Annotated in this window: 25 protein-coding genes, 1 tRNA gene and 1 pseudogene; 13 read left to right on the forward strand and 14 right to left on the reverse strand. The window is 64.9% G+C overall.

The window, feature by feature from the left end; translation table 11 throughout:
- Positions 1 to 9: 9 nt before the first annotated feature.
- Both ACZK2R_RS01090 and ACZK2R_RS01095 read left to right on the forward strand, forming a co-directional pair.
- On the forward strand, positions 10 to 858 hold the full coding sequence (locus tag ACZK2R_RS01090; RefSeq protein WP_180838057.1) for an SPOR domain-containing protein: 849 nt from the start codon (positions 10 to 12) through the stop codon (positions 856 to 858).
- Between the two features lie 40 nt (positions 859 to 898).
- Positions 899 to 974, forward strand: a tRNA-Thr gene (locus ACZK2R_RS01095).
- Between the two features lie 100 nt (positions 975 to 1,074).
- Here ACZK2R_RS01095 and ACZK2R_RS01100 read toward each other — a convergent pair.
- Together ACZK2R_RS01100 and ACZK2R_RS01105 are read right to left on the reverse strand one after the other, a co-directional pair.
- Positions 1,075 to 1,413, reverse strand: coding sequence for a site-specific integrase (locus tag ACZK2R_RS01100; protein ID WP_478487715.1), 339 nt, complete (start codon positions 1,411 to 1,413; stop codon positions 1,075 to 1,077).
- A gap of 173 nt (positions 1,414 to 1,586) precedes the next feature.
- Positions 1,587 to 2,069, reverse strand: a pseudogene (locus tag ACZK2R_RS01105) (SOS response-associated peptidase family protein).
- 62 nt (positions 2,070 to 2,131) lie between these two features.
- Here ACZK2R_RS01105 and ACZK2R_RS01110 point away from each other — a divergent pair.
- Positions 2,132 to 2,680 carry a hypothetical protein gene (locus ACZK2R_RS01110; protein WP_208082610.1) on the forward strand — a complete coding sequence of 183 codons (549 nt, stop codon included), beginning with the start codon at positions 2,132 to 2,134 and terminating at the stop codon, positions 2,678 to 2,680.
- Positions 2,681 to 2,735: 55 nt separating this feature from the next.
- Here ACZK2R_RS01110 and ACZK2R_RS01115 read toward each other — a convergent pair whose 3' ends face one another.
- The 4 genes from ACZK2R_RS01115 to ACZK2R_RS01130 all read right to left on the reverse strand — a co-directional run bounded on the left by ACZK2R_RS01115 (position 2,736) and on the right by ACZK2R_RS01130 (position 6,568).
- Positions 2,736 to 4,181: an ApeA N-terminal domain 1-containing protein gene (locus ACZK2R_RS01115; RefSeq protein ID WP_478487718.1), complete on the reverse strand. Its 1,446-nt coding sequence runs from the start codon at positions 4,179 to 4,181 to the stop codon at positions 2,736 to 2,738.
- Positions 4,182 to 4,492: 311 nt separating this feature from the next.
- The gene (locus ACZK2R_RS01120; RefSeq protein ID WP_180838605.1) at positions 4,493 to 5,278 is read right to left on the reverse strand and encodes a hypothetical protein; all 786 of its coding nucleotides are present in this window, start codon (positions 5,276 to 5,278) and stop codon (positions 4,493 to 4,495) included.
- A gap of 54 nt (positions 5,279 to 5,332) precedes the next feature.
- Entirely contained in the window at positions 5,333 to 5,935 is a 603-nt protein-coding gene (locus tag ACZK2R_RS01125) for a hypothetical protein (RefSeq protein ID WP_152911148.1), read from the reverse strand.
- A 228-nt stretch (positions 5,936 to 6,163) separates the two neighbouring features.
- On the reverse strand, positions 6,164 to 6,568 hold the full coding sequence (locus ACZK2R_RS01130; RefSeq protein ID WP_032128185.1) for a hypothetical protein: 405 nt from the start codon (positions 6,566 to 6,568) through the stop codon (positions 6,164 to 6,166).
- Between the two features lie 583 nt (positions 6,569 to 7,151).
- On the opposite strand from ACZK2R_RS01130, the gene ACZK2R_RS01135 reads away from it, so the two are divergent.
- The gene (locus ACZK2R_RS01135; RefSeq protein WP_180838606.1) at positions 7,152 to 8,096 is read left to right on the forward strand and encodes an ankyrin repeat domain-containing protein; all 945 of its coding nucleotides are present in this window, start codon (positions 7,152 to 7,154) and stop codon (positions 8,094 to 8,096) included.
- A 17-nt stretch (positions 8,097 to 8,113) separates the two neighbouring features.
- Here ACZK2R_RS01135 and ACZK2R_RS01140 read toward each other — a convergent pair whose 3' ends face one another.
- Entirely contained in the window at positions 8,114 to 8,461 is a 348-nt protein-coding gene (locus ACZK2R_RS01140) for a hypothetical protein (RefSeq protein WP_180838607.1), read from the reverse strand.
- Positions 8,462 to 8,591: 130 nt separating this feature from the next.
- Here ACZK2R_RS01140 and rocF point away from each other — a divergent pair, with 130 nt between their 5' ends.
- The 3 genes from rocF (at position 8,592) to ACZK2R_RS01155 (ending at position 10,236) form a co-directional block, all read left to right on the forward strand.
- Complete coding sequence (gene rocF, locus ACZK2R_RS01145; RefSeq protein ID WP_049462319.1) at positions 8,592 to 9,512, forward strand: arginase; 921 nt, start codon at positions 8,592 to 8,594, stop codon at positions 9,510 to 9,512.
- Between the two features lie 162 nt (positions 9,513 to 9,674).
- The gene (locus ACZK2R_RS01150; RefSeq protein ID WP_008266021.1) at positions 9,675 to 9,812 is read left to right on the forward strand and encodes an entericidin A/B family lipoprotein; all 138 of its coding nucleotides are present in this window, start codon (positions 9,675 to 9,677) and stop codon (positions 9,810 to 9,812) included.
- Between the two features lie 202 nt (positions 9,813 to 10,014).
- The gene (locus ACZK2R_RS01155; RefSeq protein ID WP_004153772.1) at positions 10,015 to 10,236 is read left to right on the forward strand and encodes a CsbD family protein; all 222 of its coding nucleotides are present in this window, start codon (positions 10,015 to 10,017) and stop codon (positions 10,234 to 10,236) included.
- Positions 10,237 to 10,309: 73 nt separating this feature from the next.
- Here the strand turns inward: ACZK2R_RS01155 and ACZK2R_RS01160 are convergent, their stop codons facing one another.
- Positions 10,310 to 11,110: a hypothetical protein gene (locus ACZK2R_RS01160; protein WP_180838608.1), complete on the reverse strand. Its 801-nt coding sequence runs from the start codon at positions 11,108 to 11,110 to the stop codon at positions 10,310 to 10,312.
- A 108-nt stretch (positions 11,111 to 11,218) separates the two neighbouring features.
- On the opposite strand from ACZK2R_RS01160, the gene ACZK2R_RS01165 reads away from it, so the two are divergent.
- From ACZK2R_RS01165 to ACZK2R_RS01180, 4 genes are all read left to right on the forward strand, one after another.
- Positions 11,219 to 12,511 (forward strand): tryptophan--tRNA ligase, encoded by a 1,293-nt coding sequence (locus ACZK2R_RS01165; protein ID WP_180838609.1) that lies wholly within the window; start codon positions 11,219 to 11,221, stop codon positions 12,509 to 12,511.
- A gap of 167 nt (positions 12,512 to 12,678) precedes the next feature.
- Positions 12,679 to 12,981 carry a hypothetical protein gene (locus tag ACZK2R_RS01170; RefSeq protein WP_065724234.1) on the forward strand — a complete coding sequence of 101 codons (303 nt, stop codon included), beginning with the start codon at positions 12,679 to 12,681 and terminating at the stop codon, positions 12,979 to 12,981.
- Positions 12,982 to 13,137: 156 nt separating this feature from the next.
- On the forward strand, positions 13,138 to 14,070 hold the full coding sequence (locus tag ACZK2R_RS01175; protein ID WP_071229395.1) for an MBL fold metallo-hydrolase: 933 nt from the start codon (positions 13,138 to 13,140) through the stop codon (positions 14,068 to 14,070).
- A 105-nt stretch (positions 14,071 to 14,175) separates the two neighbouring features.
- Entirely contained in the window at positions 14,176 to 15,828 is a 1,653-nt protein-coding gene (locus ACZK2R_RS01180; protein ID WP_180838494.1) for a M28 family metallopeptidase, read from the forward strand.
- Between the two features lie 88 nt (positions 15,829 to 15,916).
- On the opposite strand, the gene ACZK2R_RS01185 is transcribed toward ACZK2R_RS01180, so the two are convergent.
- Positions 15,917 to 16,213, reverse strand: a complete 297-nt coding sequence (locus ACZK2R_RS01185) for a hypothetical protein (protein WP_180846179.1) — start codon at positions 16,211 to 16,213, stop codon at positions 15,917 to 15,919.
- Positions 16,214 to 16,280: 67 nt separating this feature from the next.
- Positions 16,281 to 17,615 (reverse strand): MFS transporter, encoded by a 1,335-nt coding sequence (locus tag ACZK2R_RS01190; RefSeq protein ID WP_010486964.1) that lies wholly within the window; start codon positions 17,613 to 17,615, stop codon positions 16,281 to 16,283.
- A 223-nt stretch (positions 17,616 to 17,838) separates the two neighbouring features.
- Between ACZK2R_RS01190 and yedA the strand changes: the two genes are divergently transcribed.
- Positions 17,839 to 18,744, forward strand: coding sequence for a drug/metabolite exporter YedA (yedA, locus tag ACZK2R_RS01195; RefSeq protein ID WP_180838483.1), 906 nt, complete (start codon positions 17,839 to 17,841; stop codon positions 18,742 to 18,744).
- The gene (gene rarD, locus ACZK2R_RS01200) at positions 18,741 to 19,637 is read left to right on the forward strand and encodes an EamA family transporter RarD (protein ID WP_032128173.1); all 897 of its coding nucleotides are present in this window, start codon (positions 18,741 to 18,743) and stop codon (positions 19,635 to 19,637) included. Before yedA ends, rarD begins: the two co-directional genes overlap by 4 nt.
- 118 nt (positions 19,638 to 19,755) lie before the next feature.
- Here rarD and ACZK2R_RS01205 read toward each other — a convergent pair whose 3' ends face one another.
- From ACZK2R_RS01205 to ACZK2R_RS01220, 4 genes are all read right to left on the reverse strand, one after another.
- The gene (locus ACZK2R_RS01205; RefSeq protein ID WP_180838484.1) at positions 19,756 to 22,581 is read right to left on the reverse strand and encodes a TonB-dependent receptor; all 2,826 of its coding nucleotides are present in this window, start codon (positions 22,579 to 22,581) and stop codon (positions 19,756 to 19,758) included.
- A 428-nt stretch (positions 22,582 to 23,009) separates the two neighbouring features.
- Positions 23,010 to 24,332 (reverse strand): ABC transporter permease, encoded by a 1,323-nt coding sequence (locus tag ACZK2R_RS01210; RefSeq protein WP_032128171.1) that lies wholly within the window; start codon positions 24,330 to 24,332, stop codon positions 23,010 to 23,012.
- A 13-nt stretch (positions 24,333 to 24,345) separates the two neighbouring features.
- Positions 24,346 to 25,503, reverse strand: a complete 1,158-nt coding sequence (locus tag ACZK2R_RS01215) for an ABC transporter permease (RefSeq protein ID WP_032128170.1) — start codon at positions 25,501 to 25,503, stop codon at positions 24,346 to 24,348.
- Positions 25,504 to 25,517: 14 nt separating this feature from the next.
- The gene (locus tag ACZK2R_RS01220; protein WP_049435531.1) at positions 25,518 to 26,207 is read right to left on the reverse strand and encodes an ABC transporter ATP-binding protein; all 690 of its coding nucleotides are present in this window, start codon (positions 26,205 to 26,207) and stop codon (positions 25,518 to 25,520) included.
- Positions 26,208 to 26,272: the final 65 nt, after the last annotated feature.

The raw sequence follows: 26,272 nt of genomic DNA on the forward strand, positions 1-26,272 counted from the left end.
TATCCGCGCATGCTGACCCGTGCCCTGATCGTCGTACTGGCCATCCTCAATCTTGGCGTCGCCTGCTGGTGGCTGCTGCGCGATGCACCGCAACCGCCCGCGCCGCCGCCGCAACCGGCTGGCGTAGCCGAGCTGCGGTGGGTGCCTGGTGGCGTGGATGCCGCTGCGGCCGCCCAGGCCACTGCTGCCGCCCCGACTGCGCCGCTGATGGAGCGCGAACCGGCGGCGAAGATGGCTGTGGCTGCCACGCCTGCACCAGCTACGCCGGCCCAGCCGGAGGTCGCCAAGCCGCAGGTGGCTGAGGCTACGCCGGTTGCTGCCGCTGCCAAGCCGGTAACGCCGCCTGCACCGGCCCCGGCGCCGGAGAAGCCCGCAACTCCGCCTGCGGCCGCTGAGCCGCCGCGCTGTGTCGCGCTCGGTCCGTTCGCCGACCGCGCTGCTGCGAGCAGTGCGCAAGGCAAGGCCGGCAACGTCATCAGTCAGGTGCGCCTGCGCGAACAGCCTGCTGCCAGCGGCAGCGCACGTTTCCGGGTGATGCTGCCGGCCGCCGCCAGCCGCGAAGAAGCCCAGGCCACGGTGAAGCGTATCGTCGCCGCCGGCCTGAGCGACTACTACATCATCAGCCAGGGCGAGGACATCAACGCCGTGGCGCTGGGCCAGTACCGCAACCGTGAAGGCGCCGAGCGCCGCATGGCGGCGGTGCAGGCCGCCGGCTTCCAGCCGCGCCTGGTCGCCAGCGGCGACGCCGGCCAGTGGTGGCTGGAAGGGCAGCTGGCGGCGGGCACGCAGCCGGCCCAGGCCCAGCAGCGCAGCGGGGCGGCACAGAGCCGGTCGCTGGAATGCACACGGTTGCGCTAGAATCTCCGGACCGCGGCGCTGCCGCCGGTGATCCACCCTTGCCGCTTTAGCTCAGTTGGTAGAGCAACTGTCTTGTAAACAGTAGGTCATCCGTTCGATTCGGATAAGCGGCACCACTTGGGAAGCGCCGAAACCCCTTAAAAACGGGGGTTCAACGAAAAAGGCCAGTGCGTTGCGCTGGCCTTTATACGTCTACCGGGAAAATTACCGGGAAAATTAGCGGCTCTTTTTTGGTTTCACGGCCGCTCTTACCACCGGTACGGAATGGTCGTACAGCTGACGCATGGCCTCGGTCACGTGGCCGCCAGCGCTCTTGTCCTCGCTGTCGGTGATTCCCCGGTGTTTCAGGCCATGGAGCGCGAACCGCTGCTCCTCCTCGATCACGTCCTCCGCAATCGCGCGGCGGACCAGGCGCTGCCAGGCGCTGTCCAAGGCTGATTTCGTGAGCGGGGTGCCGAACTCCGAAACGAGAAGGCGTCGCTGCTCAGGTTTGATCGGCACCGGACGCCCATGCGCCTGCATCCGTTCGTCCCGGTACGTCTGCAACCACTTCACTGCCGCCCGCAGTTCTTTCCTCCAGAGGCCACCTCAAAAATTGCACGTTATCGCGCGTAGGGCGCCATCAGCATCCCGCCGCCGCACCAGCTCACGCCTGCAGACCGCGCCCTTGTCGCAGCCTTTGCGACGGCCAGCCGTATCCTGCCGCCCATGCCTCTCCCCGCCGACTTCTACTGGACGACACGCTCTGCCAGCTGGCCAAATGATCCGCTGACCGTGATCGCTGGCGATGGGGTGTTGGTGAACCGTGGATCTTTCTTCCCGTCCACGTCGCTCACCGACCACTCGTAGTACCCGGCCATCGGCACCAGGCACCGGCGGACCTTGAACGCCGCGCGGAATGCCGGCTTGGTGGCCAACGTCTAGATGCGGGCGTTGATCGTGGATCCCTTCAGACCCTTGGCCTTTGCCCAAAAAGGAAGCAGGCCCCACGTGAGCCACGACACCTGCCGGCCTGTTCCCCGATCGAGGATGGCCGACGCACGCTGGGTGGGGCAAGGTTGTAGCTGGGTGGCATCTCGGCCAACGCCGGCGCGAGGTCGACCAGCGACGGCAGGCCGAAGTCGAGGATGGGACGTTGGGCGAATCGGCCGCACATAAGGTGAGCCTGTCACTTGCGGCGTCTGCGTCACGTATATTCGTGGGAAGGGCACAAGCGTGGGCAGCAGCCGAGGTACGCAGGGTGGGGAACCTAAGACTCAAGGAGTGGCAACGGTTGGATTACTACGATCCCAAACCGGTGTTGATCCAACTACGGGCTATGGAAACCAGTGGTGTGCTCGATGGCCTGCCAGCAAAGGTAAAGCATCTCCGAACGAGAGAGCTCAAGCCATACTTGGAACGGCGGCAATGTGCGATTTTCGCCTTCCTTATGGGGCAGGTCACGCGGTCGCTGGTTGCGGTTGCCTATTCTGAAAAGTCTGACTACGACGCCGTGATGCGATGGCGTTCTGGCGACGAGGTGCGATACAGCCCTGTCCAGATGAAGGAACTTCCCCCAGAAATGGGAGCGGGCATCAAGAGCCTGCAGCAACAGATCGATAGCCTCAAGGTCAGATATCCAAGATCCGACGACCTCACGGTAGCAATACACCTCAATCGCAACATGCGCGTGCAGGTCAGTGAGTTGGATCTATCGGGCCTGAGCTTGGGAGGCCTGTGGCTCTTCGGGGCAGAAGACGAGGGTGCCACCCGATGGCGGGTCGTCGGCGACCTTCTATCCCCGAACGCAGATACCGCCGTGTACGAGTATCCGTGCGGATAGACGCGCAAGCTATCAGCCAGACAGAGGCGAATCAGGAAGGCTCGCCGCTGCTCCCCTAGGACGCAGATGGAGCCTTCATCTGAGGGACGAGGTTGACGCGTGCAAGGTGATGCCGAACGTGGTCCCTATGTTCGTTCACCAACCAGTGGATATGGACGTCAGAAATCCCGACCAGATGAAGCAGGAGAAGGTGGTAAAGGTGACCTAGAGCAATCGAGAACTCTACGTATCCCTCAATCACATCCGAGTATGTCCCCGGGGTACGTTCACCACCATAGTGAGATAGATCGTTGCGCAAGTCTGCGCACTTTTCCGAAAATTCGCGCAGCTTTTCGTTATCGAAGCCCAGGCCAATGCTCAGCAGAAGTTCCTCGATTCTCTCCGCGAGGCTCGCTTCAACATTTTTGAACTTTCCAAGTGCATATCTCTTGTCTCTTGCATTTGCCCACTCCACTCGTGATAGGGCGGAAATGATTCTCTCAACCTTGAGTCGGAGCTTCTCATTCGATTCGGCGTCGCCGTCGTATAGCCGTCGATGCAGCGACTCGAGGCCCCACACCAAGTTGGCGAACTTGTGTTCGATGTACATAGGCCGAGGGCGGCGCATGCCAAGGAACAGATGCAGACCTGGACCCAGCTCTCGCCGACGCTCGAACCAACGATTTACCACCGCACCGAAATCTTCTCCCAGGCGAGTCAAGCTTAGCCAGCATTGGTGCCTGTTGAAAGCGGCACTGTTCTGGTTCGCCCTTGCGTAATAGATGCGGACTAGGCCATCGAGTGATGCACTCTTCGCTATCGGCCAGGGCAGCGACCGCGAACTGTTACTCAAGAGTAGGATGAGGTCTTCAAATCCTCGGAAGTAGTCAAGGATCTGGTCGAGGCTAGCGTGTGCAGACAAGCAGAGCACTAGCCGCGACTTCAATGAGACATCAACTGACGTACTGTCGTAAGAGGGAAGGTAGCCGCCAAAGTCAGTTTGAAAGGTCAGCTGGCCAAAGGACGTTTCGTAGACTCGGTCGCAGTCGCGGGCCAACCGTAGAGAAAGCAGGTGGCGCTGACCGTCGTCGCCCACAGGCCGTTCTCCGCTCACAGTCCCTGGGTAAGCCCAAGCCTCAAATCCCTCAAGAGGCATCATGAGTTCAGTGAATTGACTCAGGGTGATGGGATGCTTAGACACCAAGGCGGCGGTGGCACGCATGAGCTGAGAAGATATCTGGTCGGTGTAGTGCATCTTGATGGGACGGGCGCCGGTAAGCAAAACGTGCTCGCCAGTCCCCTTTAGAAGTCCTCGAATGGTGCGTGGACCGACCTCCTCTATCCCAAGGCAGATGCCGTCTTCGCCATCGTCTAAAAGAACTCCAATCAAGTCGAGCGTGATCTGCCCATCATCGGCCACTTCCAACAAGCCCGCGATGCATCCCTCCTGAGGAGGCAACGACGTCGGCACTTGATCATCATCGCCCAGCCAAAACAGCCCGCCATCCCGAAGAACATCCATTTTTTGTTCCTAATTCAAGCCCTTCTGCGTCCGTGAATCGAGACGGTAGAGAGCGGTAAAATTGCTGGGAATGATCAAGTGTAACAAGCGTTTCGCGCGCCCGGACGGTAAAGATGACCCATCTAACCGACTGATTTCAAAGCTAAGTCTATCTATCTTGTAAACAGTAGGTCATCCGTTCGATTCGGATAAGCGGCACCATCTTCGATCCCTTGGCATCCGCACATGTCCACGGGGAACAATCAACCCGCTGAAATGGCGGGTTTTTTGTGCGTTGCCGTTCCGGAATGAATGCGGGTCTGCAGGCGTGTTCAACGCGACCTCGTAAGACCCCTTCTGAGTTGGTTGCAACGCTGGAGCATACGTTCGCCAGACTGTTCATTCATTCGAATGCGGCCATCGGCGAGAAGGGGATAGGTCTCAAGACGGACACGATAGGCTACTTGCGAAGACAGCTGCACTGCAGCGTCGTCCGTGCCGATGGCGGCTCCAGGCAGCGAATCCTCTCGAACAACGCCATTTACCTGAAGCTGTGCGCAGAGTCCGGCGTAGTAGGCGATGCGTTCATCAAGCGCCTGAGGGTGCCTTGTGGCATGACCTAGCGCATGGAATGTCTCGTGCGCGACCAGATCGACAAGGTTCGCAACAGTCCGTCCGCGGTCGTCATGTATCGAGGCCGCAAGTGCCAACGTCTTCCCACCCGAGAACGATCCCAAGGTACGCGACTGTATCGTCGCGGCGGTATCCGTTGGCGCGAGAAGAATCCGGTATCTGTTCGCCTTTGCTTCTATCCATGATTCGGAGAATTTCGCTGCTGCATCAATGCGCGTACAGGTATCGGCAACGTCAACCTGTGATCCTGCAGCCATCAAGAGCAGGATTTCGTGCTGGGTGTTGGTGCAGTGAAGCGATTCCAGAGAGGGCAGGTCCTTGCGCCCTGGAACAATGGAGAGAGACCGGAAGTAGCGGAATGGCCCGAGAGGCGTGGACACCAGCTCGGTGTAGCCATCCGGAGGGATGCCTTGTGGCAATCCAATTGTTGTGGCGCAGCCTGCCAGGATGGAGGCGGCGAATGCGGCGAGTACGACTCCTTTCATCGCTTCTCCCAAAGGTGCGGGTGCTCAAGGTGCACCCGCATCTCCTGTTGTTTACTACATCTCCATGCACAAGTGCGGCGACGGGTGGTTGACGCAATCCCGTCCTTCGAACTCCAGGTAGTAGCTCGCCTTGGTAATGCCTTCCTGTTTGGCTTGCCCAGCGATAACCTGCGGGCCATTTCCGTATGCCGAATGGAAGGGGAGCAGGTCGTAGCTCAAGGCATCGCCATTACCCACATTTGCGTATATCCAGGCATTCACCGCGTTAGGATCCGCAACTCGGATCACGGTGCCTGTCCTGACCCATGAAAACGTTTGGGACGCGCTGATTGCGCCGGTAGCGACGTTCTTTACCCGGAGTATCGCATTGCCCGTGGCAGGATACGGTATGGTTGATCCGGATGTATCCAGCTCAAACGTCGCGGCATCTGGGAGTACGCTGAGAGACGAGAGCAGGGAGTTGTAGATGCTCCTCTTCCCACCACCGTCCCCTTCCCAGATAACTTCCATACCCGCCTTGCACTCTCCGCCACCTGCTTGTTTTCCACTGCACTCGCCATAAGCTCGAACACTCTTCAGGGTGCAACCTGTGAACAGAAGTGCGCTTCCCAATGCGATAGTGGAGGCGGCCAGTATGCTCTTGGAATTCATTCTCATGCTAGATCTCTCCTTGGTCTAGAAGGATGCGTGGTCCACCGTGGTTTCGAAACCACGCGGAGCAGTTGAAATGAGATCGACAGAGGTAGATGTGACTTCGGTCTTGGAATTGAGTATCCGTCGGTGTCGTCGAGTATCACTCTCGGAAATGAGGCGCTCGTGTGCGAGTGCAAGGAAGCATTCCACAGCGAAGTAGAATCCGGGCGTTTGTGCAGAAGCTCTCGCCAGCTACCTCCCACCCACCTGCAACGCCACATACTCCGCCAAACCACGGCAGGCCAATATCAGCCCCTCGCGCGCACCATCGCCGATATCGTCTTTCTCTTCCCCGTCTACGCGCACGCGCTCAGCGGCGTGATACAGCTCCAGCAGCGACACCAGGCCAACCGCAGCGCGGTCCCGGCGTGCGGCGGCCACGGCCTGGCCGGGTGTGCTGGCGGGCCCCGTCCACGGCTGTCCGTCGGCGGCATCACCGGCGCGGATGCGCTGCAGGCAGCCGGGCAGATTGATCGGCGCGGGCGCTTCGTTCGCAGCGGCGAAGGCCGCTTCCAACGGCTGCGCCAGTTCGGGCGGCAGGCGCAGGGCGGCCTCGCCCAAGGTTGCGGTCAGGTAGGGGTGATGGGCGTTGGACATGCGGGCATCCTCGTCAGGAACAGAGGCGCCACCCGAAGAGGGTGGCGGGCGATGCGTGGCTTCCAAGACCGGGAATCGATGAGCCGGCGGGCACGGGGCCCCCACGCACCGCCCGCCGTCGATCGGCGAACGGATTGCCAGCCGGCGCCGCTCTTGGGAAGACGGCGCCGGCTGGCAAGCGTATACAGCATCGATTACGCGGGCTTGGAAGACCCGACCACCTTTTCAGGTGGCGATTCATCATGCGCACGCAGAATCACCGCCTGCCAGTCGTTTGTTTCGATGGCATCGGGCGATCCGAGAGGAAAAATGAATTATCGCGTTTGGCTTGTTCTGCGCAGTTGCATGGCAAAAGCGACATATCGCGCAGCGCTGGAACGTGCGGGCATATACCCCATCGCAGCGCAGCCACCTGCGCGCAGGGCGAAACGACGCGTAAAGCCAACTTAACTGACCGCACAGTTCACCCACCCGATCATCATAAGCGGCCAACGGCATCGGTGCTTCACATCGGCACAAAGTGGCCCCGGCGTTGCGACGGCACTAAGCTACCGGGCCTGTGCCAACCCTATGGAAGCCCCCCATGTCCCACCTCCTGTCCAAGGCGGCCGAACAACAGGATCTCGACCGCATCGACGCACTGCTGGATGCCGGCGCGGACATCGAGTGGCGGCACAAAGGCACCGGACGCACGCCGTTGTTGTCGGCGGTGATCGCCGGAAAGGCTGACGCGGTGGCGCGGCTGCTGGACCGCGGTGCCAACATCGAGCATGCCTGCACGGCGGTGGGCTTTACCGCACTGGGATGGGCGACCGAGCGCAACGACGCAGACATCGGACGCCTGCTGATCGCGCGCGGCGCCTCGCTGGACGTGGCCTCGCCGGAACTGCATCGCACACCGCTGATGGTGGCGGCGCAGGGCGGTCATCTGCCGATGGTCGAGCTGTTGCTGGCTGGCGGTGCTGATGTTGCACGCGTGGATTTCGAAGGACGCAATGCGCTGTCGCTGGCCGAAGCGCGCGGGCATGCGGCTGTGGTGCAGTGCCTGCAGGCAGCGGGCGCACAGATGCCACCGGTGCTGGAGGAGGCGCCGCCGCTTGTGTGGCCTGAACCGGCCGCAGAAGGGGAACCGGCAGCCGTGGTGCGTGGCTATATGCTGGCCTGCCATGCGTGGGAAACACGTGGTTACCGTGATGCCAAGGCCGGTGGAGACCTGCTCGGTAGTCCATCATTCCAACAGGAGCGCGCGAACATCCTTGCGGCCTGGTGTACCGACCGGAAGCGGGTGTATTCCACGGGCATGTCGGTGGGCAATCCGCCGGTGCACGTGCCGGAGGATCTGCTGGCCGCCGTCGGTCAGCTGACGGCCTCCAAGGCCGAAGTGCTGGTACGTGACCATGCACAGAAATCCCGCGCGCTACGTTACGAACGCCTGTTCGTGCTCAAGCGCGTGGCAGGGCAATGGCGGATCGACGTGCTGAAGAAGCGCCTGTTCCGCACCGAAGCGTGGTCGTCGGCGATTCTCTGAGCGCGACCCGCCGCGCGTCAGCCACACGTCTTCCGCAGCAATACCCACGCCAGCATCAGGGCGAACGTTCCGACCAAGGTCAGGCCGAACCACAGCGCGGCCACTTTCACGTTACCGATCAACGCCGCCAGCATACGGTGCAGTTCGTTCTTCAGGATTGGATATTCAGCGTGTGCCTTGCGCAGACGCTGCCAACCCAACCCGAGGAATACCAAGGTCGAGAACGGCACCAGCAGGAGCGCCGTCTGGATCAACCAACCGTTCGGCGTCGCATCGACCGTACCGTTCAACAGAAGCACAAAAGCGGCAAAGGGCAGCGCCCCGAAGAAAAAGCGCGGCCAGGTAGTGTTGATGAAGGGCGACATCGCAATCTTCCATGAGGGGCGGCTGGGTCCGCGCGGCATCATGCCATGCCAATGCCCTGCTGCACCGCCGCGAGTGGTGTCACACAGCTCTGGCTAGACTGTGCTTCTTTTTCCCCCGCAGGAGGCACCCATGGCCCATCCCATTTCCGTATCCCTGATTGGCGTTCCCACCGATGTCGGTGCGGGCCATCGCGGTGCACGGCTGGGGCCGGAAGCGCTGCGCGTGGCGGGCCTGCCGGAGGCGCTGGAGGCGCGCGGCGTGGACGTGCGCGACCTGGGCAACCTGGATGGCCCGCGCAACCCGTGGACCGCCCCGGTCGAGGGTTACCGCCACCTGGATGAAGTGGTGGCGTGGAACCATGCACTGATGGAAGCCAGCTACGCCGAACTGCAGGCTGGCCGCATGCCGATCATGCTCGGTGGCGACCACTGCCTGGGCATTGGTTCGATCACCGCCGTGGCGCGCTGGTGCCGCGAACAGGGCAAGACCCTGCGCGTGCTGTGGCTGGATGCCCATTCGGATTTCAACACCAGCGACGTGACCCCGTCGGGCAACATCCACGGCATGCCGGTGGCCTGCCTGTGCGGCCTCGGCCCGGATGCGTTGACCCGCCTTGGTGGCACCGTGCCGGCGATCACTCCGGCGCAGATGCACCAGATCGGCATCCGTTCGGTGGACCCGGACGAGAAGCGCCTGATCAAGACCCACAAGGTGGATGTCTATGACATGCGCTACATCGACGAGAACGGCATGAAGCGCGCGGTGGAAGCCGCACTGGCCGGCATCGACGAGAACACCCACCTGCATGTCAGTTTCGATGTGGACTTCCTGGACCCGAGCATCGCGCCGGGCGTGGGCACCACTGTGCCGGGCGGGGTGAACTACCGCGAGGCGCAGCTGGTGATGGAGATGATCGCCGACACCGGGCGCATGGGTTCGCTGGACATCGTCGAGCTCAACCCCTTGCTGGACAAGCAGAATGCCACCGCCGAACTGGCCGTGGACCTGGTCGAAAGCCTGTTCGGCAAGTCCACCCTGATGCGTGACTGACGGCGCCGCCTGAACGGATCTGTGATCCGTTCACGCCCGCTCCACGCCACTGCCGCCAGATTGCACTTCACGCGGCGGTGGTGGGCGTTGGCCTTCTCCCGCCGAGCGAAACAATCCCATCCGCGAATGAAGCGGTGTAGCGGCAAACCCAAGGAGAAGCCCATGAAGCGCGTAGTTGCCCTGATGCTGTTGTCGATGTTCTCGGTGGCCCTGCTGGCCGGCTGCAACACCATTGCCGGTGCCGGCAAGGACGTGCAGAAGGCGGGCGAGAAGGTCGAGGACACCGCGAAGGGCCGTTGAGCCCTGCACGGAACGGAAAGAGAAAAGGCCGGGGATTTCCCCGGCCTTTTTTGTGCGTGCTTTTCGCTGCGTGCTGTCGAAGCGGAGTGAACCATTCAAGCAGGTGAGCATCTATTTCATTGCCGGTTGACCGGTATTCAACAGCCGCTGCGCGAAGCTGGAGCCACGGTAAGAACGCCGTTGCAACCAAGGACTCCCAGCAATGAACAAAGACATCATTTCCGGCAAGTGGTCGCAGCTGAAGGGCAAGGCCCAGGCAAAGTGGGGCGATCTGACCAACGACGACTTCGATGTGGCCGAAGGCAATGCCGAGTATCTGGCCGGTCGCCTGCAGGAACGTTATGGCTGGGCCAAGGACCGCGCGGAGAAGGAAGTGCGTGAGTTCCAGGACGCCGTGAGCAAGGACTACCCGGACTACAAGTAAGCACTTCGGTTTCCCCCACGGCACAACGCCCGCACCGAGAGGTTGCGGGCGTTGTGTTGTCTGGGCGGGACGATCAGCGCGCCGGCGGGTCCGGCACGTAGCGGTTGGGGAAGGCCTGTGGTTCGCGCGGCAGGCGCGACGGCGAATCCACCAGGATGCCGCGCGCGCGCAGGTTGCGGGCGCTGTCGTAACGCAGCTGCAGTACCTGTGCGGGGCTGCGGCTGGCGCGTTCGAAGTCGGTATCGCGCACCGAAGACTGCTCGCGAGCACCGTGGCCGGTGCCCAGCGCTGGCGCCTGCGACTTGCTGGAATAGCCCTCGATGCGGCTGCTGCTGGCACTGGCATCGGCCGACGCTTCCGCCGCCGGGGCTGGCAGCGGCAGGCCACGGCGCAGGATCGGATCCGGACGCCAGCGGCGCGCTTCCTCGAACACCGCCACGCCCACCACGCCGATGTTGTCCGGGCGGCCGGTGCGGCTGGCATAACTGCCGCTGGGGCTGCTGAACACGAACTGCGCCACTTCGTCCTGGCTCTTGCGCCAGCCGGTGATGTCGGCGCGCTGGCCGGGATTGAGCACGTAGCCGGTCTGCGAAGGATCGGCATCTTCGCCGGAGATGGCGTTGACGCCGTCCACCGACAGCACCACCAGCACCCGGCGCGGGCTGTCGTTGTACAGGCGCACGGCGTAGCGGTGGCCGCGCTCGCCGGCCACCCAGCGCTGGCCCTCGGCGGGGTAGCTGCGCAGTTCGGTACCGCGGTCGCGGTCGACCAGGGCCATGCGCACGGGGCCGCCCTCGTACACCGGCGGCGGCATCGGGGCCGGGCGGAAGCCGGCCAGGGGCAGGATCAGCAGCAGGGGCAGCAGGCGTTTCATCGGGCGTCTCCAGCGGGGTTGCGTGAATGAACGCGCCGCAGGCCCTGACGGGGTTGGTGGCGTGCAAGGTAAACTGGCCCCGTTCATCGAAGGTTACCCCACGCAGTCATGACGACCCGAGTCCTTACCGGCATCACCCCCTCCGGCACGCCCCACCTGGGCAACTACGTTGGCGCCATCCGTCCGGCCATTGCGGCCAGCCGCGCGCCGGGGATCGAGAGCTTCTTCTTCCTGGCCGACCTGCACAGCCTGATCAAGTCGCAGGACCCGCAGCGCACCCAGCGCGCGACCCTGGAGATCGCGGCCAGCTGGCTGGCCTGCGGGCTGGACCCGGAACACGTGTGGTTCTACCGCCAGAGCGACATCCGCGAGACCACCGAGCTGATGTGGTTCCTGACCGCCATCGCCAGCAAGGGCATCCTCAACCGCGCGCATGCCTACAAGGCGGCCGTGGACAAGAACCGCGAGGAAGGCGTGGACGAGGATGCAGGCGTCAGCGCCGGCCTGTTCATGTACCCGGTGCTGATGGCCGCCGACATCCTGATCTTCAGGGCCAACCAGGTGCCGGTGGGCCGCGACCAGATCCAGCACATCGAGATGGCGCGCGACTTCGCCCAGCGCTTCAACCATGTGTACGGCAAGGAGTACTTCCCGCTGCCGGACGTGGTGATCGACGAGCAGGTGGCGACGCTGGCGGGCCTGGATGGCCGCAAGATGAGCAAGAGCTACCACAACACCATTCCGCTGTTCGTGCCGCGCGAGGAGCTGAAGAAGCTGGTGTTCTCGATCCTGACCGACTCGCGCGCACCCGGCGAGCCGAAGGACACCGAGGGCTCGGCGCTGTTCCAGATGTACCAGGCGTTCGCCACCCCGGAACAGACCGCGGAATTCGCCAAGGCGTTCGCCGCCGGCATCAGCTGGGGCGATGCCAAGCAGCAGCTGTTCGAGCGCATCGACAGCGAGCTGTCGCCGCTGCGCGAGCGCTACAACGCGCTGATGGCCGAGCCGGAGAAGATCGAAGCGCTGCTCAAGCGCCGTGGCCAGCAGCTGCGCGAGCAGCTGGCGGCACCGCTGCTGGACGAGCTGCGCCACGCGGTGGGCCTGCGTGATCTGTCCAGCGCGGGCGATATCGCCAGCGAGGATGCCGGCGTGGCCCGCGTGGCACCGCCGCTGTTCAAGCAGTACCGCGAAAAGGATGGCCGCTTCTACTTCAAGCTGACCGCTGGTGACGGCACCTTGCTGATCCAGAGCGAAGGTTTCGATTCGCCGCGCGATGCGGGCCAGCTGATCGCGGTGATCAAGCAGGCCGAGCAGGGTGACCAGCTGCAGAGCGAGCTGTTCAAGCTGGAAGCCGAAGTGGACGCCGTGCTGGCGGCCCTGGCCATGCTGCGCGAAGCGTAAGGGGTAGTGCCGGCCGCTGGCCGGCAACTGCATAGGAAATGCCGGCCAGCGGCCGGCACTACCACGGCACTGCATAGGAAAACGCCGGCCAGCGGCCGGCACTACCCGTGAACGAAGGTCATGGCATGATGTCCGCGCGCCTCCGGCGCGATGACATGGAGTCTGCGATGGCCTGGTTGTCGCTGCTGCTGTTCCTGCCCTGGTTCCTGCTGCTGGGCAGCCTGTACTGGCTGTTCCCGCGCCAGCCGCGCACCGCGCGGCGGCGCCTGTTCGACAGCACCACCCTGGTGCTCGCATTCGCGCTGAGCATCGTGTCGATGCTGTGGGGCTACCGCATTGGCGTGGTGCAGCCGGGCGCGGGCCCGATCTGGCCGCAGGTGCTGGCGGTGCTGTACGCCTACGGCGCGTTCTTGGCGGTGCTGGTGTTGGCCCTGTTGCTGCGGCCGCGGTTCGCATTGCGCTCCGGCTGATCGGTAGTGCCGGCCGCTGGCCGGCACATGCATTCTCTTGGCTATCCCGAGGTTGCCGGCCAGCGGCCGGCACTACCCGACCAAAGCCGCATCGAACCCGGGCCGCCTGCGCGCCTACCATGGGGGTCTGTTCCCGATCCTGCCAGGTGCGTGCCGATGACCGCCGACCCCAGCATCCACACCATCGATACCGGTTTCCAGCGCCCGGATTTCGACGCGGCTTACCTGATCGTTGAGAACGGCCGCGCTGCGTTCGTCGACTGCGGCACAGGCCTGTCGGTGCCGGCGATGCTGCAGGCGCTGGCGGATGCCGGCCTGGGCGTGGAGGCGGTGGACTGGCTGCTGCTCACCCACGTGCATCTGGATCATGCAGGCGGTGCAGGCCTGCTGATGCAGCAGTTGCCGAATGCGAAGGCGGTGCTGCATCCGCGCGGTGCGCCGCACATGATCGATCCGACCCGCCTGATTGCGGGTGCCACGGCGGTGTATGGCGCCGAAGAGATCGCGCGCAGCTATGGCCGCATCGAGGCGATTCCGGAGCACCGCGTGGTGGCGGCCGAAGACGGCCACCGCATCGATCTGGCCGGCCGCGAGCTGGTGCTGCTGCACACGCCGGGCCATGCGCTGCACCACTACTGCGTGTGGGATGCGCGCAGCCGCAGCTGGTTCACCGGCGATACGTTCGGCATCTCCTACCGCGAGCTGGACAGTGCGCAGGGCGCTTTCATCTTCCCCACCTCATCGCCGGTGCAGTTCGATCCGGAGGCGATGAAGGCCTCGATCCGGCGCATGCTCGATTACGCGCCGCAAGCGATGTACCTGACCCACTACGGTCGTGTGGAACAGGTGGAGAAACTGGCCGACGACCTGTTCGAGCAGATCGATGCGATGGCCGCCATCGGCCGCCAGTGCGATGGCCGACCGGACCGCCACCGCTGCCTGCTGGCCGCACTGCAGGCGCTGTACCTGGAACGTGCACAGCTGCATGGCTGTGCGCTGGACGATGCGGCGGTGACTGCGGTGCTGGCGATGGACATCGAACTCAACGCCCAAGGCCTGGCCTGCTGGCTGGATCGCATCAGCAGGTAGATTCACGCCACGCGTGGATGACGTGGACCCAGGCTGCGCCGTGATGTCACGACCACGTTACACTCTGGTGACTTCCAAGCTAGCCGTGGTACTGCCGTGAATCCGATGCGCGTGTTGCTGCTGTCGTCCTGCCTGTTTGTCGGTGGCCTGGCCCATGCGGCCAACGACCTGCCGGGTGGCGGTATCGATCCGCAGGCACTATCGCGCCACGTGCATGTGCTGGCGTCGGATGAATTCGAGGGCCGCGCGCCGGCCACCGAGGGCGAAGAACGCACGGTGCAGTACCTGATCGAGCAGTTCCGCAGCTACGGCCTGCAGCCGGGTGGCGTGGATGGCAGCTGGGTACAGCCGGTGCCGCTGGTGCGCGCACAGCTGGATGGCGCGGCCAAGGCCAGCCTGTCGCTGAAGCAGGGCAAGCGCGCGCTGGCCAACGGCGTGGACGTGACCCTGCAGAGCCTGCAGCCGCGCAAGCGCGTGCAGATCAAGGATGCGCCGCTGGTGTTCGTCGGCTACGGCATCGACGCGCCGGAACGCCAGTGGAACGACTACAAGGACGTGGACCTGCACGGCAAGATCGCCGTCGTGCTGATCAACGACGCCGATTTCGAAGCCGATGCGCCGGGCGCGTTCGACGGCAAGGCGGTGACCTACTACGGCCGCTGGACCTACAAGTTCGAGGAAGCCGCGCGCCGTGGCGCCGAGGGCGTGTTGATCGTGCACGAGACCGCACCGGCCGCCTATGGCTGGGCCACGGTGAAGAGCTCGGGCACTTCGCCGCTGTTCGACATCGAGCGCGGCCAGGCCGAGGCGATGGCCCAGCACACCCCGCTGCGTGGCTGGATGCAGCGCGAACTGGCCGAGGCGATCTTCGCCGACGCCGGCCTCGACTTCGATGCCGAGAAGCGCAAGGCGATGCGCGCCGACTTCCGTCCGGTGGCGCTGGACAACGCGAAGCTGAGCGTTGATTTCGCGCTCAAGCGCGAGCAGGTGGTGACCCGCAACGTGGTGGCCAAGCTGCCCGGTGGCGAGCATGCCGACGAGGCGGTGATCTTCTCCGCGCACTGGGATGCCTTTGGTATCGGCCAGGCCGACGCCAAGGGTGACCGCATCCGCCGCGGTGCGATCGACAACGCCACCGGTGTGGCCACCGTGCTGGAACTGGGCCGGGTGTTCGCCGCCGGCCCGCAGCCGCAGCGCACGCTGTACTTCGTGGCCCTGACCGCCGAAGAGAAGGGCCTGCTGGGTGCCAGCTACTACGCCGCACACCCGCTGGCGCCACTGGACAAGACCGCCGCAGTACTGAACATCGAGATGTTCAGCCCGGATGGTGCGACCCGTGACATCGCCTCGTGGGGCAAGGGCCGGGTCTCGCTGGAAGGCGACCTGGAACGCGTGGCCAAGGCCCGCGGCCGCAGCTACAGCCCGGACCCGAACCTGGAAGCCGGCTTCTTCTACCGTGCCGACCACTTCGCCTTCGCCCGCCTGGGCGTGCCGGCGATCACCATCGGCCCGGGCCTGGACAAGCTGGACGGAGGTGTTGAAGCCGGCCGCGCGCTGCGCGAGAAGTACTTCGCCGACTGCTACCACCAGGCCTGCGATGCGTGGACGCCGAGCTGGGACCCGAGTGGCCACGCCGCCGACACCCTGCTGGTCTACGACCTGGGCGCCGAGCTGGCCAACAGCCGCCGCTGGCCGACGTGGGAAAAGGAATCGGTGTTCCGCGGCGCGCGCGACAAGAGCGAAGCGGCCCGCCGTTGAGGTAGTGCCGGCCGCTGGCCGGCAACTCCCTGCTCTTTCTGGAGGTTCATGAGGTTGCCGGCCAGCGGCCGGCACGCCCGGGTATTCGTCAGCGCCGGCGCAGCAGCGTCCACGCACCCCAGCCACTGGCGGCGAGCGCTGCCAGATAGCACGCCACCATCGTGCGCAGTCCAACCGGCGACCCTGCATTGATGCCGCGATGCAGGCGCAGCTGCAGCGAGCTGTGGCCGCTGCCCAGGTCCACCGCCAGCTGCAGCGCCAGCGCGGCGCAGAACACCAGCAGGGCAATCCCGAATCCGATGCGCGGCCACGCGGCCTGTGCGTTGGGGCGGCGCAGCAGCCAGGCCAATGCCGTGGCTGCGGCCAGCGTCGCCGCGATCCACATCAATGGCGTGGCGGGAGACGCAGCGGCCACCGGCAGTGCACCGGTGGCCGCGATCAGGGCAACGCGCTTACTTGCGGGTGCCGTCGAGCCAGTTCGGGCCCTTGTTGGTGAGGAAGAACACATAGACCACCAACGATACCGCGATCGTCGCGGTCACGTAGATGGCGAACCAGTCGACGTGGCCGGTCTTCAGCGCGCCCTGGTACAGCAGCGGGGCGGTGCCGCCGAACAGCGAGTTGGCCAGCGCGTAACCCAGGCCCACGCCCAGTGCGCGCACATGGGTGGGGAACAGCTCGGCCTTCACCACCGCGTTGATGGAGGTGTAACCGGTGAGGATGACGAACGCCATGGCCAGGGTCAGGAAGGCCAGGGTGGCGTCATGCTGGTGCGGCAGCTGGGTGATCAGGTACCAGCTGTACAGCACGCCGCCGACGCCGAAGAACACCAGCAGGGTCTTGCGGCCGATGATGTCCGACAGCCAGCCACCGACCGGCTGCAGCACCATCAGGAACGCCAGCACGCCCAGGTTGATCAGGGTGCCGGTCATCGGATCGTTGCCGGCGAAGGCGCTCTGGATCATCTTCGGGCCGTTCACCGAATAGGTGTAGAAGGCCACGGTGCCGCCGGCGGTGATCAGGAAGCACAGCAGCAGCGGCCGCCACTGGTGCACGAACAGTTCGTACATCGAGCCGGACTTCTGTGCCTTGCCCTCGCGTGCGGCCTCGATGGACGACTCCGACAGCGACTCGTCCATGCCACGACGCAGCCAGAACACCACCACTGCGGCGATGCCACCGATGCCGAAGGCGATGCGCCAGCCCCACTCGGAGATCTCCGGCTTGCCCCAGAAGGTCAGCATCAGCAGCAGGGTCAGCTGGGCCAGCACATGGCCGCCGACCAGGGTGACGTAGTGGAAGGAGGACAGGAAGCCGCGGCGGCCGGGAATGGCGGCCTCGGACATGTAGGTGGCGCTGGCACCGTACTCGCCACCGGTGGCGAAGCCCTGCAGCAGGCGCGCGAACAGCAGGATGACCGCGGCCCAGATGCCGATGCTGGCGGCGGTGGGGGTGATGGCGATCAGGAACGAACACAGCGCCATCAGCGTGACCGAGACGGTCAGCGCAAGGCGGCGGCCATGGCGGTCGGCGAAGCGGCCGAAGAACCAGGCACCGATCGGGCGCATCAGGAAGGTCGCCGCGAAGATCGCCCACACGTACATCGTGGAGTTCTTGTCGTCGGGCGAGAAGAACTGCGATTCGAAGTACACGGCGAACACCGAGTACACGTAGACGTCGTACCACTCCACCAGGTTGCCGGCGGAGCCTTTGAGGGTGTTGGAGATCGACCGCCGCAGGGCGGCGCGGTCGTTCGCGGGGACAGCAGGTTGGGACGTGGTGCTCATCTGGGTGGGAATCCTCGATGCGGCGCGTCCGTGCGCAGGGAAAACGGCGCCCGGCCTTGGGGCGGCGCGGCCGGGCAGCCCTCTTGGTACTGCATCGACCGTCAACACGGGGTAGCAGACCAGAGCAGGGTGCATGGATGGATGACAGCGTGCCACCGTATGGGGTCCCGGACCATACTCAAAACGTCCTAGAATCCGCGTTCCCCCGGCTCCCTGGTGTGTCATGTCGGCTCCCCCCTCTTCGTCTGCGGCTGCCCCCCGGGGTGGCCTTGTCGCGCTGGCACTGCTGCTGGTCTACGTGGTCTGGGGCTCGACCTACCTGGGCATCGCCAAGGCCCTGCACGGCGGCGCACTGCCGCTGACGATGGTCTCCGGCAGCCGCTTCATCATTGCCGGTGGCCTGATGTTCCTGGCCTTGCGCCTGTTCTGGAAGATGCCGAACCCGACCCTGCGGCAGTGGCGCAACCTGGTCATCATGGGCGTGACCATGCTGGTGCTGGGCAACGGCATGGTGGTGCTGGCCGAGCGCGAGGTGTCCTCGGGCCTGGCCGCCACCGCAGTGGCCTCGGTGCCGCTGTGGATGGCGCTGTTCTCGGCGCTGCGTGGCCAGCACGCCAGCAAGGGCGAATGGCTGGGCATCGCCATCGGTTTCCTGGGCGTGGTCTGGCTCAACGCCGGCAGCAGCCTGACGGCCTCGCCGACCGGGCTGGTGCTGCTGCTGATCGCGCCGATCGGCTGGGCCTTCGGTTCGGTGTGGGCGCGTGGGCTGGACCTGCCGGGCCCGTTCATGACCGCGGCCGGGCAGATGCTCTGCGGCGGCGTGCTGCTGGTGCTGATCGGCCTGGCGGTGGGCGAGCGCCCGACCACGCTGCCCGATACCGGTGGCCTCCTGGCGATGGCCTACCTGTGCGTGTTCGGCTCCATCGTCGCGTTCACCGCCTACGTGTGGCTGCTGCAGAACGTGCGCCCCGCGCTGGCGGGCAGCTACGCGTACGTCAATCCGGTGATCGCGGTGCTGCTGGGCGCACTGCTCAACGGTGAGCGGTTCGGCTGGCGCGACCTGTTGGCGATGGTGGTGATTCTTCTGGGTGTGGTGGTGCTGACGATGGCAAGGACGAGAAAGAAATGAGCATGGATGAGAAAGAACAACGCCGGGGCCTGCTGGTCACCGCGTCCACCTTCGTGATCTGGGGCCTGGTGCCGGTGTACTGGCACCTGCTCAACGAGGTGCCCTCGTTCCAGATCATCGCCCACCGCATCATCTGGAGCACCGTGCTGGTGCTGGGCTGGCTGCTGATCAGCTCGCGCCTGGGCTGGTGGCAGAAGATCGCCGCGCAGCCGCGCGCGCTGCCGATCCTGCTGGTGTCGAGCCTGACCATCGCCTTCAACTGGGGCCTGTACATCTGGGCGGTCAACGCCGGCCATGTCATCGAGACCAGCCTGGGCTACTTCATCAACCCGCTGGTGAACGTGCTGCTGGGCGTGCTGGTGCTGAAGGAACGCCTGCGCCGCCTGCAGTGGGTGGCGGTGGCGATGGCGGCGGTGGGCGTGGCCTGGCTGACCATCGACGCCGGCACACCGCCGTGGATCGCGCTGGGCCTGGCCTGTTCGTTCGGCCTGTATGGCCTGTTGCGCAAGCTGGTTTCGGTCGACCCGGTGGCCGGCCTGGGCGTGGAAAGCATGTACCTGTTCCTGCCGGCGCTGGCCTTCGCGATCTGGGCCGAGAACGGCCATGGCGGCGCGTTCTTCCATGGCTGGGGCTGGCGCAACGACCTGCTGCTGATCTTCGGCGGCGCAGTCACCGCCGTGCCGCTGATCGGCTTCGCCTACGGCGTGAAGCGCATTCCGCTGTCGCTGGTCGGCATCCTGCAGTACATCGCGCCGAGCCTGCAGCTGCTGCTGGGTGTGTTCTTCTTCCACGAAGCGTTCGACACCGCAAAGGCGATCGGCTTTGCCGCGATCTGGGCCGGCCTGGTGCTGTTCGTCGGCGACAACATCCGCACGATGCGCGCCAAGCGCTAGCGCCGCGCCTGCTCGGCTGACACGTGTGCACAAAAAAGAGCGGCGCCCCGAGGGGCGCCGCTCTGCTTCCATCCACAGCCAGGAGAGAGTTGGCTGTGACGGGAACGCGGTTGCAGGCTTAGAAGCGCTGCTGGTACTTCATGTACATGAAGCGGCCGATGTCGAAGCCACCGTAGTAGGTGAAGCTGCTGTTCGGCTGGCTGTACATGATCGGACCCTGGTGGTCGAAGACGTTGTTCACGCCCAGCGACACGGTGCCGTCCCACGGCAGGCTGTAGCGCACCTGCAGGTCGTGGAAGGTGTTGGAGCCCACCTTGTTGGTCGGCGATGCACTGGTGTACGACGAACTGAAGCCCGGCAGGTTGCACTCGTCCATGTACGAGCACTTCTCCTTCATGCTGGAGTAGTAGCGCGCGGTCCAGCCGATGCCGAGGTCGCCGTACTGCCAATCCAGGTTGAAGGTCGAGCGGACGCGGAAGTCGCCGCCCCAGCTGGTGCGCTGCTCCACCGGCGTGGTCGCGGCGTTGTCGTTGCGCTGCTTCAGGTAGTCGGTGTAGGTGGTGTTCCAGTTGACGGCGAACTGGCCGAACGTGGTTTCCGGCAGGCGGTAACGCACGTTGATGTCATAGCCGGCAGTTTCGCGGAAACCGGCATTGACCAGCGAGCGGTCCAGGCTGTTGACCTGGCCGTTGCTGCCACGGGTGAAGCGACCACAGGCGGCGTCCGAACCCTGCACATAGCACTGCTCGAGAATGCTGTTGGTGGTCTCGGAGACGATGGCGTTGTTGATGCGGATCTTCCACCAGTCGAGGCTGACATCCAGGCCGGCCACGAAGTCCGGGCTGTACACCAGGCCCACGGTCCAGGTCTTGGCGGTTTCCGGCTTCAGCGCCGCGTTGGAACCCGAGTTGAAGTCGACGGTCGACTGCTGGCCCGGCTTGGTGGCAACGGTGCCATCGCTGTTGAGCTGGCGGAAGTTGGCCGGCACCTTCAGCGCCTGGCAACGGGCAGCAACGGTCGGGCTGGTGGCCGCGGTACCGAACGAGGTATCGCACGGATCGGTGAACGAATCGCGGGTGCTGACGGTACCGCCGTACAGGTCATCCACGGTGGGCGCACGGAAGCCGGTGCCATAGGTTGCGCGGACCAGCAGGCTGTCGATCGGCTTCCACTTCAGGCCGAACTTGCTGTTGGTGGTCGAGCCGAAGTTGTTGTAATCCGAGTAGCGACCGGCCACGTCCAGCGACAGTTCGCGCGCGAACGGCAGATCGGCCAGCAGCGGCACCTGCAGCTCCAGGTAGACCTCGTTGAGCGAGTAGTCGCCACGGGTCGGCTGGCCGCTGGTGCCGGTAATCTCACCCTTCTGCACCCGCATGTCCGGCGTGTAGCTGGCTTCTTCGCTGCGGTGCTCGAAGCCCATCGCGCCCATGATGTCGCCGGCCGGCAGGGTGAACAGCGAACCGGAGATGTTGGCGCTGGCCACCTTGGTGGTGCTCTTCATCTTGTCGACGAAGCGGGCGAACAGGTAGTCCTGTACGTCCTGGTTGCTCAGCGAGCCCGGGCCGGTATAACCCATCGGCGCAGCCGGGTTCCACGGCACGCAGCCGGCGATCACCGCACCCGGTGAGCCGCAGCGGGCCACGTTGCCATCCATGAAGGACGGGCCGACGGCCTGGTTGACGTGCGGCTGGTACATGCTGCCGGTACCGATGCGCTCGCCTTCATTGCGGTTGTACATGTAGCTGACGTTCCAGTCCCAGTACCGCGAACCGGTTTCGAAGCTGCCTTCCAGGCCGATGCTGGCGCGCTTGGTCTCCAGATTGTTCTCGGTGCCGCGCGGCAGCTCCTCGGAGCGGTGCGCGAACAGCACATCCTGGCCCCACAGGTTGAACGTGCTGTCCTTGGACAGGGCGGCACGGCTGCCGTTGCGCGCCTGGGCGGCGCTGACCGAGTACGGGTAGCCGGCTAGCTGCTTGGTCGATTCGCGCTTGCTGTACAGCGCGTCGGCGACGATGCGCAGGTCGTCGGTGATCGAGAAGCCGCCGTTGGCGAACACCGAGGTGCGCTCCAGGCCGGTCAGCAGGCTCATGTTGGTCTTGCTGTTGGCACCATCGGCCGGATCCGGCGCGTGGAAGTTGCCCTTCTGGCTCGGATCGCCGCCCGGGCCCACGGTCAGGTTCTTGCCACCGACGGTGACGTAGCCCCACGGGGTGTTGCCGTTCAGGTTGTCGGTCGGGTGGCGCGGGCCGTTGGGATAGCGGCTGAACTCGCGATCCTTGCCCAGCACTTCGTCTTCCTTGGTGCGCTCAGCACCCACGGTGAACCAGCCGCGGTCGAAGGTCTTGCCGAAGGTGGCGCTGTAGGAGCGCTTCTGGCCGTCACCCTGGCCGTACTGGCCGACATAGACGCTGGCTTGGCCACCGTCGAAGTTCTTGCGGGTAATGATGTTGACCACGCCGGCGATGGCGTCCGAGCCGTACAGCGCGGACGCGCCATCGGTCAGCACTTCCACGCGCTCGACGATGGCCGACGGAATCGAGGCCAGGTCGGAGTAGCCGCCGGCGCTGACGCCCATGCGGCGGCCGTCGATCAGCACCAGGCTGCGTTCCGGGCCGAGGTTGCGCAGGCTGACGTACATGCCGCCGAAGTCGCGCGAGGAGGTCAGCGAAGACGCGCGGCTCATGCTCGGCGAACCAGCAGCGGGAATGTCCTGCAGGATGTCGGCGACGTTGACGTAGCCCTTCTTCTCGATCTCGGCGCGGTTGAGCGCGATCACCGGCTGTGCGGTCTCGACACTGGCCTGGCGGATGCGCGAGCCGGTGATTTCGATGCGGTCGAGGGTGGTGGTGGCGTCGCCGGTGCTCTGTGCGAAGGCGGGGGTGGTGCAGCTGGCGGCCAGCGCGATGACGATCGCGTTGCGCAGCGGAGTGGTTTTCAGGGACATCCGTGAAATCTCGTGTTTCAGTAAAAACAAGCGCCCGTTCTATGGGCGCGTGGGGTGCTGCAAACCAACGTGGGGGGGCGCGATTCTAGATTGTTTCCATTCGTAACTGTTTGTCTCTGCGCCACGGATGTGCGCGAAAATGAATCGCAACCAACAATCCACAGATGTGATGTGCGCAACGTCACGTGCGTTGCGTTGGCGATGGGCAGAGGCATCGATAGCGGCGGATTTCCCGCAATCTGTAGCAGTGCGTGTGTGCAGGCATCCATCCACGCATGGCGTGGATCTACTGGACGTACTGGTTCATCACCCGGCCTGGCTGCATCGCCCTGAGTAGATCCACGCCATTCGCGGATGACGCGCAAGAAAAAGGGACGGAGCGTTCGCTCCGTCCCCTGCGCAATGCGCGTTGTATCGCTGCGTGATGCTCAGGTTTCGCGCAGCGCCGTGGTGATGGGTAAACGTGCCGCGCGCAGCGCCGGGAACAGGCCGCCGACCAGGCCGATGCCCAGCGCCCATTTCAGGCCGGTCCACAGCAGTTCCGGCGACACATGGAACTTGAACACCACTGCGCTGAAGTTGCTGCCGATGGTGGACACGCTGTAGCCATTGAACAGCAGCCATGCCACCGCACACCCCAGCAGGCCGCCGAGCAGTGCCAGCAGCATCGTCTCCAGCATCACCGCCGTCACCACCGGCAGGCCGCGGAAGCCGATCGCGCGCATGGTGGCGATCTCGCGCGCACGCGTGGCGACCGCCGCGTACATGGTGTTGAGCGCGCCGAACACCGCACCGACCGCCATGATGGTGCCGATCACCTTGCCGAGGATGTCGATCAGCTTGGTCAGCCCGCCGCCCTGCTTGCTGTAGTAGACGCGGGTGGTTTCCACGTCCAGTTTCAGGCGCGGGTCGGCGGCGACGGCGGCCTTGAACTGCTCGAAGCCGGCCTTGCCATCGGTGCGCACGCTGATCGACTGCCACGCACTGCGCTGGTAGGTGGTGGCCAGCGTATCGGCGTCGGTCCACAGTTCCGAGTCATGCGCATCGCCGGTGGCGAACACACCCACCACGGTCCAGGTCTGGTTGCCCAGGGTCAGCGTCTTGCCAACGTCCAGATCGCGGAACTGGCCCTTGGCGCCCTGGCCGACCACGATCTCGCGCAGGCCGGTGGCGAACGTGCGGCCTTCGACGATCTTGACCTTGTCATGCACCGCCCACGCCTGCGGGCCGACGCCGCGGAACTGCGCGTTGACGTCGGTGCCGTCGGACTTCGATACCAGGTTGACCACCTGCGACAGCTCCGGCGACAGCAGCGGCCGGCCTTCGGCATCGCGAGTGATGCCGGGCAGAGTGGACAGCGTCGGCACCTGTTCGCGGGTGATGACCGAGTTGGTTTCGGCCTGCGAGCCGCCGCGCAGCACGATGGCAGTGGTGTCATCGCCGGTGTTGTTGAGCGTGGCCTGGAAGCCTTCGCCCATCGCCAGCATCGCCACCAGCACGCCGACCACGCCAGCGATGCCGACCACGATCACCGAGGACGCGCCCCAGCGCTGCGGCAGGCTGGCCACGCCGATGCGGGTGGCGGCCAGTGCCAGTCGCCCACCGCGGGTCAGCAGCAGCCACAGTGCCACCAGCACGGCCACGGCCAGCACGCCGATCCACGGCAGGCTGATCCACAGCACCAGGCCGATCACCAGCAGCAGCACCGTCACGCCGTTGCCCAGCCACTTCTTGAGTTTGCTCTTGAACATGTCTGCGTTCTCCTCAGCGGCCGGCCAGTGCGTCGACGATCTTCAGGCGCTTGGCACGCAGCGCGGGCAACAGGCCGACGATGATGCCGATCACCACGATCAGGCCCAGCCCCATCAGCCAGGTCGGCGTCGGCACGTGCGGCGGCAGCATGCCCATGCTCTTTGGCCCGATCGCCGGCAGGATCAGCGCAGCCAGGCCCATGCCGATCAGGCCGCCGAGGCCGATCAGCAGCACCGACTCCACCATTACCAGGGTCAGCACGGTGCTGTCCTTGAAGCCCAGCGTCTTCAACGTGGCCAGCTCCGGCACGCGCTCGCGCACGGCCTGCGCCATGGTGTTGCCGGTCAACAGCAGCAGGGTGAAGAACACCGCGCCCATGATCGACGTAACGATCATGCCGATGTCCGCGAACTGCTTGACGAAGGCCTGCTGGAACGCCGATTCGGTCTGGGTCTTGGTCTCGTGGTCGGAGTTGGCCGAGATCGCGTCGATCGCCTGCGCCACCCGCGAGGACTGGTCCGGGTTGTCCAGCGTCACCGTGTACCAGCTCACCTGGTTCTTGATGTAGTCGTTGGATTCATCGAAGTACTTCCAGTTCATCATCAGCTGGCGTTCTTCGTTGGCGGCCAGCGCACGGTCCTTGGAGCGGTAGATGCCCTTCAGCTCCAGCGGCCAGTCGTTGCTGCCGCCACGCGGGAAGATGGTTGCCTGCAGCGGGATGGTGTCGCCGATCTTCCAGCCGAACTGCTTGGCCAGGGTCTCGCCGACGATGGCACCGGTGCGGGTCTGCTTCCAGTCCTCCAGCTGCGCCGGGTCGATCTGCAGCTCGCGGTAGACATCGAAGTAGTTGGGCGACACCGAGAAGTTCGGGAAGAAGTTCTTCGGGTCCTGGTAGATGCCGCCGAACCACATGCCGTAGGCCACGTCGCGCACGCCGGCCACCTGCCGCACCTGCGCTTCCAGGCGGATCGGCAGTGACTGGGTGATCGACAGCCGCGACGCCACCACCAGCCGGTTGGCGCCTTCCACGCTGCCGCCGGAGGTGAATGCCACGCGTACCGAGTCGAGCATGCCGAACAGCAGGAACGCGGCCACCACCGAAAGCAGGGTCAGCAATGTACGGGTGCGGCTGCGGAACAGCTGCGCCCACACCAACGAGAAGTATTTCATCGCCGTGGCCTCCGTCAGTGGGCCAGCGGCGCGTCGGCCAGCTCGCCCTTGTCCAGGTGCACCGTGTGCGTGGCGTACTCGGCGGCCTTCGGGTCATGGGTGACCATGATGATGGTCTTGCCGTGCTCGCGGTTGAGCTGCTGCAGCAGGCCGAGGATTTCCTCGGCAGACTGGCGGTCGAGGTCGCCGGTCGGTTCGTCGCAGATCAGGAAAGTCGGGTCGGAGACGATTGCGCGCGCGATCGCCACGCGCTGCTGCTGGCCGCCGGACAGTTCATTGGGGCGGTGGCTGCGGCGGTCGGCCAGGCCGACCAGGGTCAGCGCGATCTCGGCGTTGCGCTTGCGCTGCGCCGCGCTGAGGTGGGTCAGCAGCAGTGGCAGTTCCACGTTCTTCTGCGCGGTCAGCATCGGCATCAGGTTGTAGAACTGGAACACGAAGCCGACGTGGTGGCTGCGCCAGGTCGACAGCTGGCCGCCGCTCATCTGGTCGATGCGCTCGCCTTCGATGCTGATCTCGCCGCCGCTGGGGTTGTCCAGGCCGCCGATCAGGTTGAGCAGGGTGGTCTTGCCCGAGCCGGACGGGCCCATCAGCGCGACGAAGTCGCCGCTGGCGATGTCCAGGTCGATGCCGTGCAGCACCTGCACCTTTTCGGGGCCGCGCTGGTAGGTCTTGGTGATGTTGCGCAATGAAACCAGGGTCGACATGGGTGGTTCTCCACGGAAGGCGGGAAACGGGGAAGCACCACGGCGGTGGCCGCAGGCATGCGTCG

This window comes from Stenotrophomonas sp. 96582_Sma, from assembly GCF_056480905.1.

Bases quoted from the DNA above. Each gene is read 5' to 3' on its own strand.
- ACZK2R_RS01090 (WP_180838057.1), top strand. From the start codon at position 10: ATGCTGACCCGTGCCCTGATCGTCGTACTGGCCATCCTCAATCTTGGC.
- ACZK2R_RS01115 (WP_478487718.1), bottom strand. From the start codon at position 4,181: ATGGATGTTCTTCGGGATGGCGGGCTGTTTTGGCTGGGCGATGATGAT.
- ACZK2R_RS01120 (WP_180838605.1), bottom strand. From the start codon at position 5,278: ATGAAAGGAGTCGTACTCGCCGCATTCGCCGCCTCCATCCTGGCAGGC.
- ACZK2R_RS01125 (WP_152911148.1), bottom strand. From the start codon at position 5,935: ATGAGAATGAATTCCAAGAGCATACTGGCCGCCTCCACTATCGCATTG.
- ACZK2R_RS01130 (WP_032128185.1), bottom strand. From the start codon at position 6,568: ATGTCCAACGCCCATCACCCCTACCTGACCGCAACCTTGGGCGAGGCC.
- ACZK2R_RS01135 (WP_180838606.1), top strand. From the start codon at position 7,152: ATGTCCCACCTCCTGTCCAAGGCGGCCGAACAACAGGATCTCGACCGC.
- ACZK2R_RS01140 (WP_180838607.1), bottom strand. From the start codon at position 8,461: ATGTCGCCCTTCATCAACACTACCTGGCCGCGCTTTTTCTTCGGGGCG.
- rocF (WP_049462319.1), top strand. From the start codon at position 8,592: ATGGCCCATCCCATTTCCGTATCCCTGATTGGCGTTCCCACCGATGTC.
- ACZK2R_RS01150 (WP_008266021.1), top strand. From the start codon at position 9,675: ATGAAGCGCGTAGTTGCCCTGATGCTGTTGTCGATGTTCTCGGTGGCC.
- ACZK2R_RS01155 (WP_004153772.1), top strand. From the start codon at position 10,015: ATGAACAAAGACATCATTTCCGGCAAGTGGTCGCAGCTGAAGGGCAAG.
- ACZK2R_RS01160 (WP_180838608.1), bottom strand. From the start codon at position 11,110: ATGAAACGCCTGCTGCCCCTGCTGCTGATCCTGCCCCTGGCCGGCTTC.
- ACZK2R_RS01165 (WP_180838609.1), top strand. From the start codon at position 11,219: ATGACGACCCGAGTCCTTACCGGCATCACCCCCTCCGGCACGCCCCAC.
- ACZK2R_RS01170 (WP_065724234.1), top strand. From the start codon at position 12,679: ATGGCCTGGTTGTCGCTGCTGCTGTTCCTGCCCTGGTTCCTGCTGCTG.
- ACZK2R_RS01175 (WP_071229395.1), top strand. From the start codon at position 13,138: ATGACCGCCGACCCCAGCATCCACACCATCGATACCGGTTTCCAGCGC.
- ACZK2R_RS01180 (WP_180838494.1), top strand. From the start codon at position 14,176: ATGCGCGTGTTGCTGCTGTCGTCCTGCCTGTTTGTCGGTGGCCTGGCC.
- ACZK2R_RS01185 (WP_180846179.1), bottom strand. From the start codon at position 16,213: ATGTGGATCGCGGCGACGCTGGCCGCAGCCACGGCATTGGCCTGGCTG.
- ACZK2R_RS01190 (WP_010486964.1), bottom strand. From the start codon at position 17,615: ATGAGCACCACGTCCCAACCTGCTGTCCCCGCGAACGACCGCGCCGCC.
- yedA (WP_180838483.1), top strand. From the start codon at position 17,839: ATGTCGGCTCCCCCCTCTTCGTCTGCGGCTGCCCCCCGGGGTGGCCTT.
- rarD (WP_032128173.1), top strand. From the start codon at position 18,741: ATGAGCATGGATGAGAAAGAACAACGCCGGGGCCTGCTGGTCACCGCG.
- ACZK2R_RS01205 (WP_180838484.1), bottom strand. From the start codon at position 22,581: ATGTCCCTGAAAACCACTCCGCTGCGCAACGCGATCGTCATCGCGCTG.
- ACZK2R_RS01210 (WP_032128171.1), bottom strand. From the start codon at position 24,332: ATGTTCAAGAGCAAACTCAAGAAGTGGCTGGGCAACGGCGTGACGGTG.
- ACZK2R_RS01215 (WP_032128170.1), bottom strand. From the start codon at position 25,503: ATGAAATACTTCTCGTTGGTGTGGGCGCAGCTGTTCCGCAGCCGCACC.
- ACZK2R_RS01220 (WP_049435531.1), bottom strand. From the start codon at position 26,207: ATGTCGACCCTGGTTTCATTGCGCAACATCACCAAGACCTACCAGCGC.